Genomic DNA, 13,274 nt, shown 5'->3' with positions numbered 1-13,274 from the left:
CCTTTCTCGGCCGCTGCCCCGGCAAGCCGCTGGTCGCCGCTTCGGGCCTGGCCGGCTTCGCCCCCTCGAACACGGTGACGACCCGCCGGGCGGGGCGCAACTTCTACCTGGTCGGCGACGGCGAAACCGCCGCCCGCCCCGGCGAGGGGTTGATGGCGCCGCGGGTGGGAATCGCCGCCCATCACCAGGCCAACGCCGTGCTGCGGCTGCTGCTCGGCGAAGAGCCGGGGTGAACACAGGGTCAGGTCTCGCGGCTGCCCAGGTCACCCACAAGGGGCACCCCTACAAAAGCCAACACTGGAACGGAACAGATGACCATCACCGTCAACGGCAAACCGAAAGCGCTCGACGCCCCGACCACCGTCGCGGCCCTGCTCGAATCCCTCAAACTCGACGCCGCCCGTGTGGCTGTGGAACTGAACCGAGAGATACTTCCGCGCGCCAGGTTCGCCGAACAGGAACTGACCGACGGCGACACCCTGGAGATCGTCCAGTTCGTCGGCGGAGGTTAGAATTCTTCATCGTCGGGCCAGTCCTTCGATCTGCCCTGGGCGGGTTTGATGCCCGCCCTTACAACACAAAAGGGACCAACTATGGATCCATTGATCATCGCCGGCCGGCGCTTCAAATCGCGCCTGTTGGTCGGCACCGGCAAGTTCTCCTCCAACGCGGCGATGGTCGCGGCCATGGAATCCTCGGGGTGCGAGATCGTCACCGTCGCCCTGCGCCGGGTCGACATCGACAGCCCGGCCGACAGCCTTCTTGCCCACATCGACCGGGAGAAGTACCTGCTGCTGCCCAATACCAGCGGCGCCCGCGACGCTGAGGAGGCAGTGCGCCTGGCCCGGCTCGCCCGCGCCGCCGGGTGTGAGCCGTGGGTCAAGCTGGAGGTCACCCCCGACCCTTACTACCTGCTGCCCGACCCGATCGAGACCTTCAAGGCGGCCGAAATCCTGGTCAAGGAAGGGTTCACGGTACTTCCCTACATCAACGCCGACCCGGTGCTGGCCAAGCGCCTGCAGGAGATCGGCACCGCCACGGTAATGCCGCTCGGCGCTCCGATCGGCACCAACAAGGGACTCAAGACCCGCGAACAGATCGCCATCATCATCGAGCAGGCGATCGTGCCGGTGGTGGTCGACGCGGGACTGGGCGCCCCCTCGCACGCTGCCGAGGCGATGGAGATGGGGGCCGATTGCGTGCTGGTCAACACCGCCCTGGCGGTGGCCGGCAACCCGGCGGCGATGGGCGCCGCCTTCAGGAAGGGGGTTGAAGCCGGCCGCGAGGCCTTCCTCGCCGGCCTGGGCGAAACGCGCCAGCAGGCCGAGGCGTCAAGCCCGCTGACGGGGTTTCTGCGGGACTGAATCTGACGGGTCGGACAGGTCAGACCTGTCCGACAAACATTGAAGGCCTTTATGACTTTCCTCGACACCATCAGCCAATACAATTACCACGACGTCCTCGCCCGGATCGAGGCGAAAACCCCGGCGGATGTGGAGCGGGCGCTCGCCGCCCCGCAGATGCGTCTCGACGACTTTCAGGCGCTGCTCTCGCCGGCGGCGGCCGCCTTTATCGAACCGATGGCGCAGCGGGCGCACCGCCTGACGGTGCAGCGGTTCGGCAAGACCATCCTGCTCTACGCTCCGCTCTACCTCTCCAACGAATGTACCAACGGCTGCCGCTACTGCGGCTTCAACGCTCACAACAGGGTGCCGCGGCAGACCCTGACCCTGGACGAGATCGAGCGGGAGGCGCAGGTGCTGCACGACCGTGGTTTCCGCCACATCCTGCTGGTCACCGGCGAATCGCCGCGGGCGGTGGACAACGATTTCCTGGCGGCGGCGGCGCGGCGCATCCGCCACCTTTTCTCCGCCATCGCCATCGAGGTCTACCCGATGGAAGAGCCGGGCTACCGGCAGATGGTCGAGGCCGGAGTGGACGGCCTGACCCTCTACCAGGAAACCTACGATCGGGCCCTGTACGCCGAAATGCACCCCTTCGGCCGCAAGCGCGACTTCGACTTCCGCCTGCTCGCTCCCGAGCGCGGCGGGGCAGCCGGACTGCGCCGCATCGGCATCGGCGCGCTCCTCGGCCTCGGCCAGTTCCGCAGCGAGGCATTCTTCGTCGGCCTGCACGCTCTCCACCTCTCCCGCCACTTCTGGCGCAGCCACCTCAGCGTCTCGTTCCCGCGCATGCGGCCGGCCGACGGCGGCTTTCAGCCGCTGCACCCGGTCTCCGACCGCGACTTCGTCCAGGTGATCTGCGCTTTGCGCCTGTTGCTGCCGGATGCCGGCCTGGTCCTCTCCACCCGCGAGAGCGCCGTCCTGCGCGACAACCTGCTGCCGCTCGGCGTCACCCAGATGAGCGCCGGCTCCTGTACCGCCCCCGGCGGTTACACCGGCGGCGAGGAGAGCACCCGCCAGTTCACCATCGACGACGACCGCACCCCCGCCGAATTCGCCCGGATGATCCAGTCGAAGGGTTACGAGCCGGTCTGGAAGGACTGGGACCGGGCGTTTATGGAAAAAACTGAAATTGGTGTCTGACCTGTCGGACCGGTCTGATTTGTCGGACAGGTCAGAGGCAAGAGCGTGATGACCGTCGACTTCAACCTCTACCTCATCACCGACCGCAAGCAGCTGCCGCCCGGGCGCAGCCTCGTCGAGACCGTGGCCGCCGCTCTTGCCGGGGGCGTGCGGGCGGTGCAGTTGCGAGAGAAGGACCTCGCCGCCGCCGAGCTCCATCCGCTGGCCCGCGAGCTGCGGACGCTGACCACCCGTTACGGCGCCCGCCTGCTGATCAACGATCGTCTCGACGTCGCTTTGGCGGTGGGAGCCGACGGGGTTCACCTCGGCGGCCATTCCCTGCCGGTCGCCGTCGTCCGGAAAATCCTCGGCCCCGACAAGCTGCTCGGCGTCTCCGCCCATCGCCCCGAAGAGGTGACGGCGGCCCAGCGGGACGGCGCCGACTTCGTCACCTTCGGTCCAGTCTTCTTCACACCGTCGAAGGCGGCCTACGGCGAACCGGTCGGCCTCGGCCGCCTGCAAGAGGCCTGCAGGGCCTCCACCTTGCCCGTTTTCGCCCTCGGCGGCGTCACTCAGGAGCGCCTCCCCGAGCTTCTGGCTGCCGGCAGCCACGGGGTCGCCCTCATCGCCGCCATCCTCGTTGCCGCCGACCCGGCGGCAGCCGCGGCAGGCATCCTTTCCCGCCTCAAGAACACCCCTGCTCCCTTGTAAGCGGCCCCACTTCAATTAAACTTGAAGCGAAGCAATTTCGCTTCTGAGTTCCCCTATGCTGCGCTAGGCAGGATTTTACTTTCGCTCGCGAAAGCCGCCCATGGAAATTGCCCTGACCCTCGCCATCCTCATCGGCGCTGTCGTCCTCTTCGTCAGTGAAAAGTACTCCATCGACCTGGTGGCCTTCATGGTCGCCGGTGCGCTGCTGCTGTTCGGCCTGGTCACGCCGCAGGAGGGAATCTCCGGTTTCAGCAACCAGGCCACCGTCACCGTCGCCGCCATGTTCGTCCTGAGTTCCGGCCTGCAGAAGACGGGGGCGGTAGCGGCCCTGGGCAGGTTGCTGGTCCGCCTGGGGAAAAATCATTTTCTCGTGCTGGTTCTGATCATGGGCACGGTCGGCACCATCTCGGCCTTCATCAACAACACCGCAGCGGTGGCGGTCTTTTTGCCGCTGGTGCTGACGGTGGCGGCCAAGCGCCAGATCTCCGCCTCCAGGCTCCTCATCCCGCTTTCCTATGCCTCCCAGTTCGGGGGTGTCTGCACTCTGGTCGGCACCTCCACCAATCTGCTGGTTTCGGCCATTTCCGAGCAGGCCGGCTACGGCGCCTTCAGCATGTTCGAGTTCAGCCGCTTGGGCCTGATCATGTTCGCCGCCGGCTTCCTCTACTTCCTGCTGTTCGGCCGCTGGCTGCTTCCCGAGCGGCAGGCGCAGGAGTTGACCGCCGCTTTCGAGCTGGGAGAGTACATCACCGAACTGCGCGTCATGGCCGACTCCCCGCTGATCGGCAAGACGGTCATGGAAAGCAACCTCGGCACCGAGCACGACGTCACCATCCTGAAGCTGCTCGACGAGGACCGCAAGATCTGGGCCCCCTATCGGCAACGGCTGCGGGAAGGGAGTGTCCTGCTGGTACGAGGCAAAATCCAGGAACTGATGGCTCTGAAAGAGTCGGCCAAACTGGAGCTGCATGCCGAGTTCAAGCTGCGGGACGAATCGCTGCAGGACGAGGAGATGCTGCTGGTGCAGGCGCTGATTGCCCCGCAGTCGCAGCTGATCGGCCGCACTCTCAAGAACATCTTCTTCCGCCACCGCTACAACGCCCTGGTGCTCGCCATCCATCGCCGCGGCGCCCTGCTGCGCGACAAGCTCAACGCCGTACGCATGGAGCTGGGAGACGCCCTGCTCGTCATGGCTCCCAAGCGGGACATCGAGGCGCTGCGCGCCGACAGCGACTTCATCATTCTGGGGGAAGTACAGGAACCCTCCCTGCACCGGCGCAAGGTTCCCGTCGCCCTCGCTATCGTTGCGGGGGTGGTGGGTGCGGCGGCCATGGGCATCATGCCGATCCTGGTGGCGGCCATTCTCGGCTGCGTGGCCATGGTCCTCTCCCGCTGCGTCAGCCTGGAGGAGGCCTACAAGGCGGTCGACTGGAAGGTGATCTTCCTGCTCGCCGGGATTCTGCCGCTCGGCATCGCCATGGAGAAAACGGGGGCCGCCAACTGGCTGGCGTCGCACGCCCTCGGTCTGGCCGGCGGGCTCGGTCCGGTCGCCGTGCTGGCGGCCCTTTATCTGCTGACCGCCACCCTCACCGAGATGATGAGCAACAACGCCACCGCGGTCCTGCTGGCGCCCGTCGCCATCGCCACGGCGACGCAGCTCGGCATCGACCCCAAACCGCTGCTGATGGCAGTCACCTTCGCCGCTTCGACCAGCTTCGCCACGCCCATCGGCTACCAGACCAACGCCATGGTCTACAACGTCGGCGGCTACAAGTACACCGACTTCCTCAAGGTCGGCGTCCCCCTCAACCTCCTTTTCTGGCTGCTGGCAACAATTTTCATCCCCGTGTTCTGGCCGTTCTGACGCCGACAACGGCGGTCACGGCGGCTCTTGGCCCTTGCCCCCCGCCTCGAAAATCCGCATTTTCCTGGGGCGCACGAAAACCCGGTCGCCTTCCTGCAGGTTGAGGCGGTGGAAAAGCTCCTGGGGAAGTTCCGCCTCCAGCAGTTCACGACCATTCAAACTTTCCAGTTCGAGGCGCGCCGTCGGGCCGGCGATGTGGAGATGCAAAACCCTGGCTTCGATCTCTTCATCCGACTCGCGATGATCGGTTACCGTCATATCCTGCGGGCGGGCGAAACCTACCATCGGCCGGTGGGCAGCTTTACGGAATTCGGGCAGACAGACCTTGATGTTGCCGATCCGGGCCAGGCCCGCCTGCACCACGCCATGAAAAACATTCACGTTGCCGAGAAAATTGTAGACGAAGGGATTGGCGGGCCGGTCGTAGATTTCCACCGGGGTGCCGATTTGTTCGATCCTTCCCTCGTTCATGATCACGACCTGGTCGGACACCTCCAGGGCCTCCACCTGATCATGGGTGACAAAAAGGCTGGTGATGTGCAGCTCGTCATGCAGGCGGACCAGCCAGCGCCGCAGGTCCTGGCGCACCTTGGCGTCCAGCGCCCCGAACGGCTCATCCAGAAGAAGAACCTTGGGATCGGTCGCCAGCGCCCGGGCCAGGGCAATCCGCTGCCGCTGCCCCCCGGAGAGCTGGGACGGATAGCGATCGACCAGATCCTCGAGCTGAACGAGGCGGAGCAGGTCGAAAACCTTGTCGCGGATCTCCTGCCGGGACGGGCGGGAGCCTCTCGGCATCACCTTGAGCCCGAAGGCGACATTGTCGAAGACGCGCAGATTCCGGAACAGGGCATAGTGCTGAAACACGAAGCCGACCCGGCGCTTGCGTGCCGGGAGCCGGGTGGCGTCTTCACCTTTCAAAAGGATTGTTCCCGAATCGGGGAATTCCAGGCCGGCAATGATACGCAGCAGGGTGGTCTTGCCCGAGCCGGAAGGCCCCAGCAAAGCCGTCAGCTTGCCGGAAGGGACGACCAGGCTGACGTCGCTCAGGGCACAGAAAGAGCCGAAGCACTTGGAGACATTGCGGACCTCGATCCCGGCTTCCATGCTCGTCCTTTGCAGAAACAATCCGGCCTGTTCCATACCCGTGAGCAAAACTTTCTGGTTTACATAGATAAATATAGCAGACGGGCAGGCGGTTTTTCCGGAACGGGAATCGGCGAAACTCGCCACGCGCAGATGGCGACCATCTTCAGGAACGGGGCGATGAGGGGGGTGGACAGAACGGTATCCGGCGCCGAGGCGCCGGTGGCGGGTCGGCTCAGAGCTTCTCCTGCACGCTCCTCACCTTCTCTTCCATTGTCTGGAGGCGGTCCGTGCGGGTGCCCAGCTTGATGGTCGTGGTGATACGCGGCGCGCCCATCTCGTGCACCACTTCATGACAGCGCTTCACCGCCGCAAACACGGCATCCCACTCCCCCTCGATGTTGGTGCCGTAGGAGTGCAGCGAGGTCTTCAGGCCGGCCTCGGTCAGCACCTTTTCGCAGGCCGCGATGTACGGGGAGAGGGAGACCCCGACGCCGATCGGGACGAGGCAGAGGTCGACGAGGACTTTCATACTGCCGGTTCTCCATTTCTCTGCCTGAAGAACTCGATCAGGAACTCGGCATCCCTGGGTGAAAGATCGAACTTGAAGATCGCTTCCTGAACGAGCGGTCCGACCGGCTGGCCGGGATTCTCCTGCAGGTTGCCGGACACCCATTTGACGGCGCGTCGTACGTCTTCTCCATCCGGTAACAGGTCATGCATGGTTTTGACTCCTTGGTTCATCTATCAGGGGGAGGCGTTCATCCTGTTCTCTCGCAATGGTGCAACCTTCACCATCGTCACTTCAGCCAGAAGCCGGTACGGAGCGCAGGAGATCTCTGGCCCTCTCGGCATCTTCGGCGCCAAACGCGCCGATGGTGCGCAGGATCAGCCGGGCATGGGACTTCCCTTCCCTGCTTTTCATACCAGCATGAAAGGCTGATGGGTGTTTGTCAACGATGGCGCTGAAGCAGGGCAACGATCTCCGTCCCCCCACCCCTCCCGTCTATCCGCCTGCGGCTTCCGCCTCCTGGCGAACCTTCCTTTCCAGCACCGTCTTCGCCAGCAGAGTGAAGAGGGCCAGCAGGGCCAGCAGGGAGGCCACGGCGAAAGCAGCGGCGAAATTGTACTCGTTGTAGAGGATCTCGACGTGCAACGGCATGGTGTTGGTCAGCCCCCGGATATGGCCGGAGACGACAGAGACGGCACCGAACTCGCCCATTGCCCGGGCGTTGCAGAGGATGACCCCGTAGAGAATCCCCCAGACGACATTGGGCAAGGTGACCCGCAGGAAGGTCTGCCAGCCGCTGGCCCCCAGCACCAGAGCCGCTTCCTCCTCTTCGGTCCCCTGCGCCTGCATCAGGGGAATCAGCTCCCGGGCAACGAAGGGAAAGGTGACGAAAATGGTGGCCAGCACGAGGCCCGGCACGGCAAAAATGAGCCGGATGTCGTGCGCTGCCAGCCACGGCCCCAGCCATCCCTGCAGACCGAAGAGCAGGACGTAGATCAACCCCGAGATGACCGGCGAAACGGAAAACGGCAGGTCGATCAGCGTAATCAGCAGGCTCTTGCCGCGAAACTTGAACTTGGCGATGGCCCAGGCGGCAGCGACACCGAAGACGAGGTTCAGCGGCACGCTGATGGCCGCCGTCAGCAGCGTCAGGCGGATGGCGGCCAGGGCGTCCGGCTCAGTGATGGCCGCCCAGTAGGTCTCCAGGCCTTTATCGAGGGCCTGGACGAAGACGGCTGCCAGAGGGACGACCAGGAACAGAGCCAGAAAGGCCAAAGCCGCGCCGGTCAGCAGCCAGCGCACCGGCGCCGGCTCGGTAAGGGCGCTGCGGGTGACTTCGGTGCGGCCTCTGGCCGGAAGCAAGGACGGGGTCGGCATGGCGTTTTTCCTAAACTGTTGGGGGACACTGGTCCCGGGCTGATCAAAAATGTCCAGATGCAAGGCGCCCGAAAGTCCTCGGAATAAGGCGTACCTGAAAGGTACGTCGTTGACGAGGAATGAGGGCAACGCTGCAGATGGGCGTTTTTCATCAGCCTACCTTTCAGCGTAGCGGCGGCTCCACCACTGGATCATATTGATGGCGAGCAGGATCAGGAAGGAGACGCCGAGCATCACCGTGGCGATGGCGGCTGCTCCGGCATAGTCGTACTGCTCGAGTTTGGTGACGATCAGCAGCGGCGTTATTTCCGAGACCATCGGCATGTTGCCGGCGATGAAGATCACCGAACCGTATTCGCCGATGGCCCGGGCATAGGCAAGGGCGAAACCGGTCAGCAGCGGCGGGAGGATGGCCGGAAAGATCACCCGGCGGAAGATCTGCCAGCGGTTGGCGCCGAGACAGGCGGCCGCCTCCTCCAGTTCACCTTCCAGATCCTTCAGCACCGGCTGCACGGTGCGCACCACGAAGGGCAGGCCGATAAAGGTCAGGGCGACCATGATCCCGACCGGGGTATAGGCGACCTTGACGCCCAAAGGTTCAAGATGCCGGCCGATCCAGCCGTTGCCGGCGTAGAGACCGGCCAGGGTGATGCCGGCCACGGCCGTCGGCAGGGCGAAGGGGAGATCGACCAGGGCATCCACCAGCCGTTTGCCGGGAAAGGGATAGCGAACCAGGACCCAGGCGACCAGCAGGCCGAAGACGGCGTTGATTGAAGCGGCGGCCAGCGAGGCGCCGAAGGTCAGGCGGAAGGAGGCCAGCACCCGCGCCGAGGTGACCGTCCCCCAGAACGCCTCCCAGGAGAGGGTTGCCGACTTGAACAGCAATCCCGACAGCGGGATGAGAACGATCAGGCTGAGGTAGAGAACCGTAAATCCCATGGCCAGGCCGAAGCCCGGAATGATGCTGCGCTGTTTGAAGCGCATGGGTCTTTCCTTTCCGTCGATCACAGCGGGCCGGGAATGCCGGCCCGCCGACTTCCACATGCAGGGTTCAGGTATTGAGCCCCCCTTTGATAAAGGGGGACTTTATCGCCTCGGCACATAAATCTGGTCGAACATTCCGCCGTCGTCGAAGTGGATCTTCTGCGCCTTCTGCCAGCCGCCGAAGACCTGCTCGATGGTGAAAAGCTCGATCTTCGGAAAGCGCCTGAGGTCGGCCGGGTCGGCGTGTTCCGGCACCACCGGACGATAGAAGTGTTTCGCCGCCAGTCGCTGGCCGGCCGGGCTGTACAGGTACTCCAGGTAAGCCTGGGCGGCCTGCCGGGTGCGGTGCTTGTCCGCAAACCTGTCGATCACGGTCACCGGCGGCTCGGCCAGGATGCTCACCGACGGAACGACGATTTCGAACCTGTCCGGACCCAGCTCGTTCACCGCCAGAAAAGCCTCGTTCTCCCAGGCGAGCAGCACATCGCCGATGCCGCGCTGGACGAAGGTCGTGGTCGACCCGCGGGCACCCGAATCGAGAACCGGAACGTTTTTGTAGAGGCGGCCGACGAAATCCCGTGCTGCCTGCTCCTTGCCGCCGCTCCGGCGCAGGGCGTAGCCCCAGGCCGCCAGATAGTTCCAGCGGGCGCCGCCGGAGGTTTTGGGGTTGGGAGTGATGACCGCTATTCCCGGCCTCACCAGGTCGTCCCAGTCCCGGATTCCCCGGGGATTCCCCTTGCGCACCAGAAAGACGATGGTCGAGGTATAGGGGGAACTGTTGTGCGGCAGGCGCTGCTGCCAGTCGGCCGGGATCAGTCCGGCCCTTTGGTGGATGGCGTCGATGTCGTAGGCCAACGCCAGGGTGACGACATCCGCCTCCAGCCCGTCGATGACCGCCCGTGCCTGCTTGCCCGAGCCGCCGTGGGACTGACGCACGGTGGCGGTGTCGCCGGTCTTCTCCTTCCAGTATCTGACGAAGGCCTGGTTGAAGTCCTGGTAGAACTCCCGGGTCGGGTCGTAGGAGGCGTTGAGCAGGGTGATCTCCCTGGCCCCGGCAGTCCCGACGAACGCGGGGAACGTCAGGACAGCGAGAGCCAGCAGCGCCACAAAAATTCGCCGTTGCATGCTCCTTCCCTTTCGGTGGGGCGCGCCCACCTGAACCTCACAGACCAAACCGTCCCCGCCTCCCGACGCCGCTACGTCTCGAACAGGGCTTCCACCTTCGCCGCGCAGATGAAGTCGTTCTCCGACAGGCCGCCGATGGCGTGGGTGGTGTAGCTGACCCGGCAGCTGTTGAAGCCGACCTCCAGGTCGGGATGGTGGTTCTCCCGGTGGGCGATCCAGGCGACGGCGTTGACGAAGGCCATGGTCTGGCACCAGTTCTTGAAGTTGAAGAGCCTGCTGATTTTCCCCGCGGCGGACTCCCAGCCTTCCAGCCGTTGCAGCATTGCGGCGATCACTTCCTCCGGCAGGGGCGGCGTTCCGCCTTCGCAGGGCCGGCAGTGCCGGGTCTTCAGGTCGCCGGTTTCCGTGTTTTCCCTCGACATCCGCTAGCTCCTTTCCCGCCCCCCTGTCTCAGACACACCCCGAAAAGCGCTGTTATGTTATAAAAATAGCAGAAATATCAGCATGCAACAGCGGCGCCATCGCCACAGCCATCCATGAGCCTCGCGGGGGAGAGGAAAACCGGATGCCTCCTCCTGCCGGAGGGCCCCGCCGATCCGATATCCCGCCAACAAACGATCCGGCTGCTTTTGCCCTGACGCTCCGGGCGGAGCCAGCTTTCCATAGTCCTGAAACCACAGTTCGCAAAAAAATCGATCACCGCCGCCGCAGCGAACCCCTCGCTTGCGGCATTCTCCGGCCGTTCGCAGCGGACGGTCATAACCCCTGACAGAAAGGAAGAAACCGATGTACAGCAGCACGGAACACGCCAGAGAGGAACTCAGAAAACGCCGGACCGATCTGAAACTCCGCCGGGAGGTCGAGACCTGGCTCGGGGCCGTCCCGGAATTCCTGCGGGGGGAGCCGCGGGCGGTACTGGCCCGGCAGGTGGCGACCCCCAACTTCGAGTTCTGCCGATTCGTCGAAGCGGCGCAGCGCACGGGGCTGAAGCCGGTCTGCCCGGAATATCGCGGCGACAAATTCAGTTCCCGGAATCCGGACAAGGTCGCCCTGGCGAAGATGACCTTCCATCACGGCAAGGGGCGAAAGAACGGCGATCGCAACACCACGCATCGCGTCATCAATTTCTACGACTGGGACGGCAAACCGCTCAACCGGATCGAAACCCTCTGGGGGGAACAGTTCCTCGACTTTCACCACCGGCTGCTGGCCAGACAGTTCCCCGGCGTCGAGATTGCCGACAACACCGACTGGCTGAAACGGATGGGCGGCAAGCCGAGCCTCTTCTGGCCGCGGCTGTTTGCCCTCTTCCTCTGCCACGGCCTGATGTTCGACAACTTCCACCCCGAGGGGCACGAGACGGTTTTCACCCGGGAGGTCATCCAGCCGGCCCTGGCGGAAGTGACGGCCCGCTTCGGCCGTCCCCCCCTGATCGTCCCGCTGGTTCCGGTCGAGACCGAGCGCGACCTCTTCTGGTCCTGGTATCCGGAGCCGCTGGAACAGGAAGTCCGCTGCCTGACGGGCGAGCAGACGGCCTCCGGCGCGAGACTGGGGGGTGCCTATGCCTGAGCGCGGCACGCTGACGGGAAGCCCCTGGCGACAAGGCCTGTGGCTAGCGGTTCTGGTCCCCTCCTTCTACCTGGCCGAATGGCTGCTGGCGGGGGTCGCAGCTGCCTTTTTCTCCTTCCTGAAATTCCGCGGACTCTCCCCGGTCCGGATCTGGCTGCTCCTCTGGGGAGCGAACATGCTCATCTCTGCCGTCCTCATTTTCGGCAACGACCGCCTGCGGATGGACATCACCCTCATGCAGAGCCTGAGAAATCTGGTCACGGCGGCGCTGCGCCGCTCCCGCTGGCTCGGCCTGCTGCTGGAAGCCCTCCTCTTTCTGCGCCTGCTGCTCTGGGACGGTCCCTGCCAGCTGCTGATATTCTTCCGCCCGCGGTTGGCATCGCAAACGGGGCGGCTCTGCCTGTTCACAGCCGCCAGCGGATTGCAGATGCTGGTCTGGATCAAAATCTACGACCTCGGCTATGAAAGCGTGACCGAACTGCTCCACTACCTGAAAGGATGAAGAAGATGAACGAGACCAGGACAGAAATAGCGACCGGCTGCGATCCGGCCCTGGTGGCCGAACTTGTCAACCTTCAGCGGCAAGCTTTCCCGCCGCAGATGCAGTTCGTCGAGCCGGCCCGGTATTATGAGGAGGGGTTGAAGACGCAAGGCAGCATCAACGTGGTTCTGCGAGACGCCGACCAGGCCGTCGCCGGCTATCTCCTGGCGCTGCCGCAGAGCTGCGTTCATGCGGAGCTGCGCCAGTGGGATCCGCAACTGGAGCCGCATCCGGAAGGGCTTTATCTGGATATCGTGCAGACCCTGCCCGGCCACCGCCAGGCCAATGGCTTCGTCAAGCTGCTGGCCGGCGTCTGCGCCGAGGCCGAGCGACGCGGCCGGCACCGGCTTTCGATGCATGCCCGCGCCAGCAACGGTGTCAGCCGGTTGGCCCAGAAACTGCTCACCGAAAGCCGCTGCCTGCGCCGGATCGAGAACTGGTATGCCTCGGGGGAGCCCTTCGACTACATCGAGGCCACTACCCGCATGCGTCGGGGGCGTTGATGCCGTTCCCTCTGCAAGTTGATTGACACGGTAATCCGAATAGTTATAATCTCACACCAATTTCGTTCCGGGTTCTCCGCCAGGGGTCCCGATCAGGATTCGACCGGGATCGCCTAACGGAGGTTGAGATGACCAAACGACACCGATACCATCGGCCATGGTGTGCTCTGCTCATCATCATCGGCCTGCTCACCCCGTCACCTCCGGCAATTGCTGCCTCTTCCCCGCCGCCCGGGGAAGAGGCCATTCTTTTCCAGGAAATCCCCTCGGTCTTCAGCGCCTCGAAATACGAGCAGAAGGTCACTGAAGCCCCTTCGGCCGTCAGTATCGTCACCGCCGAGGAAATCAGGCGATACGGCTATCGCACCCTCGCCGACCTGCTGCGCAGCCTGCGCAGCTTTCACCTCTCCTTCGAGCGAACCAACGAGGCACTGGGGGTGCGCGGCTTCAACCGGCCCGGAGATTCCAACAGCCGGGTCCT

General features: G+C 64.3%; 18 protein-coding genes. 11 read left to right on the top strand and 7 right to left on the bottom strand.

The window, feature by feature from the left end; translation table 11 throughout:
- The 6 genes from VD811_07930 to VD811_07905 all read left to right on the top strand — a co-directional run.
- Positions 1-233, top strand: a 233-nt coding sequence (locus tag VD811_07930) for a sulfur carrier protein ThiS adenylyltransferase ThiF (protein HXV20898.1), incomplete at its 5' end; no start/stop codon positions are given.
- A gap of 78 nt (positions 234-311) precedes the next feature.
- Positions 312-512 carry a sulfur carrier protein ThiS gene (gene thiS / locus VD811_07925; protein ID HXV20897.1) on the top strand — a complete coding sequence of 67 codons (201 nt, stop codon included), beginning with the start codon at positions 312-314 and terminating at the stop codon, positions 510-512.
- 81 nt (positions 513-593) lie between these two features.
- A complete protein-coding gene (locus VD811_07920) occupies positions 594-1,364 on the top strand; it encodes a thiazole synthase (GenBank protein HXV20896.1) in 771 nt (256 codons plus the stop codon).
- Between the two features lie 51 nt (positions 1,365-1,415).
- Positions 1,416-2,546 carry a 2-iminoacetate synthase ThiH gene (gene thiH / locus VD811_07915; GenBank protein HXV20895.1) on the top strand — a complete coding sequence of 377 codons (1,131 nt, stop codon included), beginning with the start codon at positions 1,416-1,418 and terminating at the stop codon, positions 2,544-2,546.
- Between the two features lie 48 nt (positions 2,547-2,594).
- On the top strand, positions 2,595-3,236 hold the full coding sequence (gene thiE, locus VD811_07910) for a thiamine phosphate synthase (GenBank protein HXV20894.1): 642 nt from the start codon (positions 2,595-2,597) through the stop codon (positions 3,234-3,236).
- Positions 3,237-3,336: 100 nt separating this feature from the next.
- Positions 3,337-5,100, top strand: coding sequence for an SLC13 family permease (locus tag VD811_07905; protein HXV20893.1), 1,764 nt, complete (start codon positions 3,337-3,339; stop codon positions 5,098-5,100).
- A 15-nt stretch (positions 5,101-5,115) separates the two neighbouring features.
- Here the strand turns inward: VD811_07905 and VD811_07900 are convergent, their stop codons facing one another.
- The 3 genes from VD811_07900 to VD811_07890 form a co-directional block, all read right to left on the bottom strand.
- Complete coding sequence (locus VD811_07900) at positions 5,116-6,204, bottom strand: sulfate/molybdate ABC transporter ATP-binding protein (GenBank protein ID HXV20892.1); 1,089 nt, start codon at positions 6,202-6,204, stop codon at positions 5,116-5,118.
- 214 nt (positions 6,205-6,418) lie between these two features.
- Positions 6,419-6,715: an MTH1187 family thiamine-binding protein gene (locus VD811_07895; GenBank protein ID HXV20891.1), complete on the bottom strand. Its 297-nt coding sequence runs from the start codon at positions 6,713-6,715 to the stop codon at positions 6,419-6,421.
- Positions 6,712-6,906 carry a hypothetical protein gene (locus VD811_07890; GenBank protein ID HXV20890.1) on the bottom strand — a complete coding sequence of 65 codons (195 nt, stop codon included), beginning with the start codon at positions 6,904-6,906 and terminating at the stop codon, positions 6,712-6,714. Before VD811_07890 ends, VD811_07895 begins: the two co-directional genes overlap by 4 nt.
- Here VD811_07890 and VD811_07885 point away from each other — a divergent pair.
- Positions 6,905-7,126 (top strand): hypothetical protein, encoded by a 222-nt coding sequence (locus VD811_07885; protein ID HXV20889.1) that lies wholly within the window; start codon positions 6,905-6,907, stop codon positions 7,124-7,126. The two genes, VD811_07890 and VD811_07885, sit on opposite strands and share 2 nt — an antisense overlap.
- Before the next feature lie 63 nt (positions 7,127-7,189).
- On the opposite strand, the gene cysW is transcribed toward VD811_07885, so the two are convergent.
- The 4 genes from cysW to VD811_07865 form a co-directional block, all read right to left on the bottom strand.
- The gene (gene cysW, locus VD811_07880; protein HXV20888.1) at positions 7,190-8,071 is read right to left on the bottom strand and encodes a sulfate ABC transporter permease subunit CysW; all 882 of its coding nucleotides are present in this window, start codon (positions 8,069-8,071) and stop codon (positions 7,190-7,192) included.
- A 156-nt stretch (positions 8,072-8,227) separates the two neighbouring features.
- Positions 8,228-9,055: a sulfate ABC transporter permease subunit CysT gene (gene cysT / locus VD811_07875; protein HXV20887.1), complete on the bottom strand. Its 828-nt coding sequence runs from the start codon at positions 9,053-9,055 to the stop codon at positions 8,228-8,230.
- A 102-nt stretch (positions 9,056-9,157) separates the two neighbouring features.
- A complete protein-coding gene (locus VD811_07870) occupies positions 9,158-10,180 on the bottom strand; it encodes a sulfate ABC transporter substrate-binding protein (GenBank protein ID HXV20886.1) in 1,023 nt (340 codons plus the stop codon).
- A gap of 71 nt (positions 10,181-10,251) precedes the next feature.
- On the bottom strand, positions 10,252-10,602 hold the full coding sequence (locus VD811_07865) for a 4a-hydroxytetrahydrobiopterin dehydratase (protein HXV20885.1): 351 nt from the start codon (positions 10,600-10,602) through the stop codon (positions 10,252-10,254).
- 364 nt (positions 10,603-10,966) lie between these two features.
- Between VD811_07865 and VD811_07860 the strand changes: the two genes are divergently transcribed.
- From VD811_07860 to VD811_07845, 4 genes are all read left to right on the top strand, one after another.
- Positions 10,967-11,749 carry a hypothetical protein gene (locus VD811_07860; GenBank protein ID HXV20884.1) on the top strand — a complete coding sequence of 261 codons (783 nt, stop codon included), beginning with the start codon at positions 10,967-10,969 and terminating at the stop codon, positions 11,747-11,749.
- Positions 11,742-12,251 (top strand): hypothetical protein, encoded by a 510-nt coding sequence (locus VD811_07855; GenBank protein ID HXV20883.1) that lies wholly within the window; start codon positions 11,742-11,744, stop codon positions 12,249-12,251. Before VD811_07860 ends, VD811_07855 begins: the two co-directional genes overlap by 8 nt.
- Positions 12,252-12,256: 5 nt before the next feature.
- Positions 12,257-12,793 (top strand): hypothetical protein, encoded by a 537-nt coding sequence (locus VD811_07850; protein ID HXV20882.1) that lies wholly within the window; start codon positions 12,257-12,259, stop codon positions 12,791-12,793.
- 128 nt (positions 12,794-12,921) lie between these two features.
- Positions 12,922-13,274, top strand: a 353-nt coding sequence (locus tag VD811_07845; GenBank protein ID HXV20881.1) for a TonB-dependent receptor plug domain-containing protein, incomplete at its 3' end; no start/stop codon positions are given.

The organism is Desulfuromonadales bacterium, from assembly GCA_035620395.1.
GTDB lineage: Bacteria > Desulfobacterota > Desulfuromonadia > Desulfuromonadales > DASPGW01 > DASPGW01.
This window is presented reverse-complemented; position numbering and strand designations above follow the sequence as displayed.

Excerpts from the sequence above, each read along its gene's own strand:
- cysT (HXV20887.1), bottom strand. The coding sequence starts at position 9,055 with ATGCGCTTCAAACAGCGCAGCATCATTCCGGGCTTCGGCCTGGCCATG.
- VD811_07900 (HXV20892.1), bottom strand. The coding sequence starts at position 6,204 with ATGGAAGCCGGGATCGAGGTCCGCAATGTCTCCAAGTGCTTCGGCTCT.
- thiS (HXV20897.1), top strand. The coding sequence starts at position 312 with ATGACCATCACCGTCAACGGCAAACCGAAAGCGCTCGACGCCCCGACC.
- VD811_07850 (HXV20882.1), top strand. The coding sequence starts at position 12,257 with ATGAACGAGACCAGGACAGAAATAGCGACCGGCTGCGATCCGGCCCTG.
- thiE (HXV20894.1), top strand. The coding sequence starts at position 2,595 with ATGACCGTCGACTTCAACCTCTACCTCATCACCGACCGCAAGCAGCTG.
- VD811_07895 (HXV20891.1), bottom strand. The coding sequence starts at position 6,715 with ATGAAAGTCCTCGTCGACCTCTGCCTCGTCCCGATCGGCGTCGGGGTC.
- VD811_07890 (HXV20890.1), bottom strand. The coding sequence starts at position 6,906 with ATGCATGACCTGTTACCGGATGGAGAAGACGTACGACGCGCCGTCAAA.
- VD811_07920 (HXV20896.1), top strand. The coding sequence starts at position 594 with ATGGATCCATTGATCATCGCCGGCCGGCGCTTCAAATCGCGCCTGTTG.
- cysW (HXV20888.1), bottom strand. The coding sequence starts at position 8,071 with ATGCCGACCCCGTCCTTGCTTCCGGCCAGAGGCCGCACCGAAGTCACC.
- VD811_07870 (HXV20886.1), bottom strand. The coding sequence starts at position 10,180 with ATGCAACGGCGAATTTTTGTGGCGCTGCTGGCTCTCGCTGTCCTGACG.
- VD811_07855 (HXV20883.1), top strand. The coding sequence starts at position 11,742 with ATGCCTGAGCGCGGCACGCTGACGGGAAGCCCCTGGCGACAAGGCCTG.
- VD811_07905 (HXV20893.1), top strand. The coding sequence starts at position 3,337 with ATGGAAATTGCCCTGACCCTCGCCATCCTCATCGGCGCTGTCGTCCTC.
- VD811_07865 (HXV20885.1), bottom strand. The coding sequence starts at position 10,602 with ATGTCGAGGGAAAACACGGAAACCGGCGACCTGAAGACCCGGCACTGC.
- VD811_07885 (HXV20889.1), top strand. The coding sequence starts at position 6,905 with ATGGTTTTGACTCCTTGGTTCATCTATCAGGGGGAGGCGTTCATCCTG.
- VD811_07860 (HXV20884.1), top strand. The coding sequence starts at position 10,967 with ATGTACAGCAGCACGGAACACGCCAGAGAGGAACTCAGAAAACGCCGG.
- thiH (HXV20895.1), top strand. The coding sequence starts at position 1,416 with ATGACTTTCCTCGACACCATCAGCCAATACAATTACCACGACGTCCTC.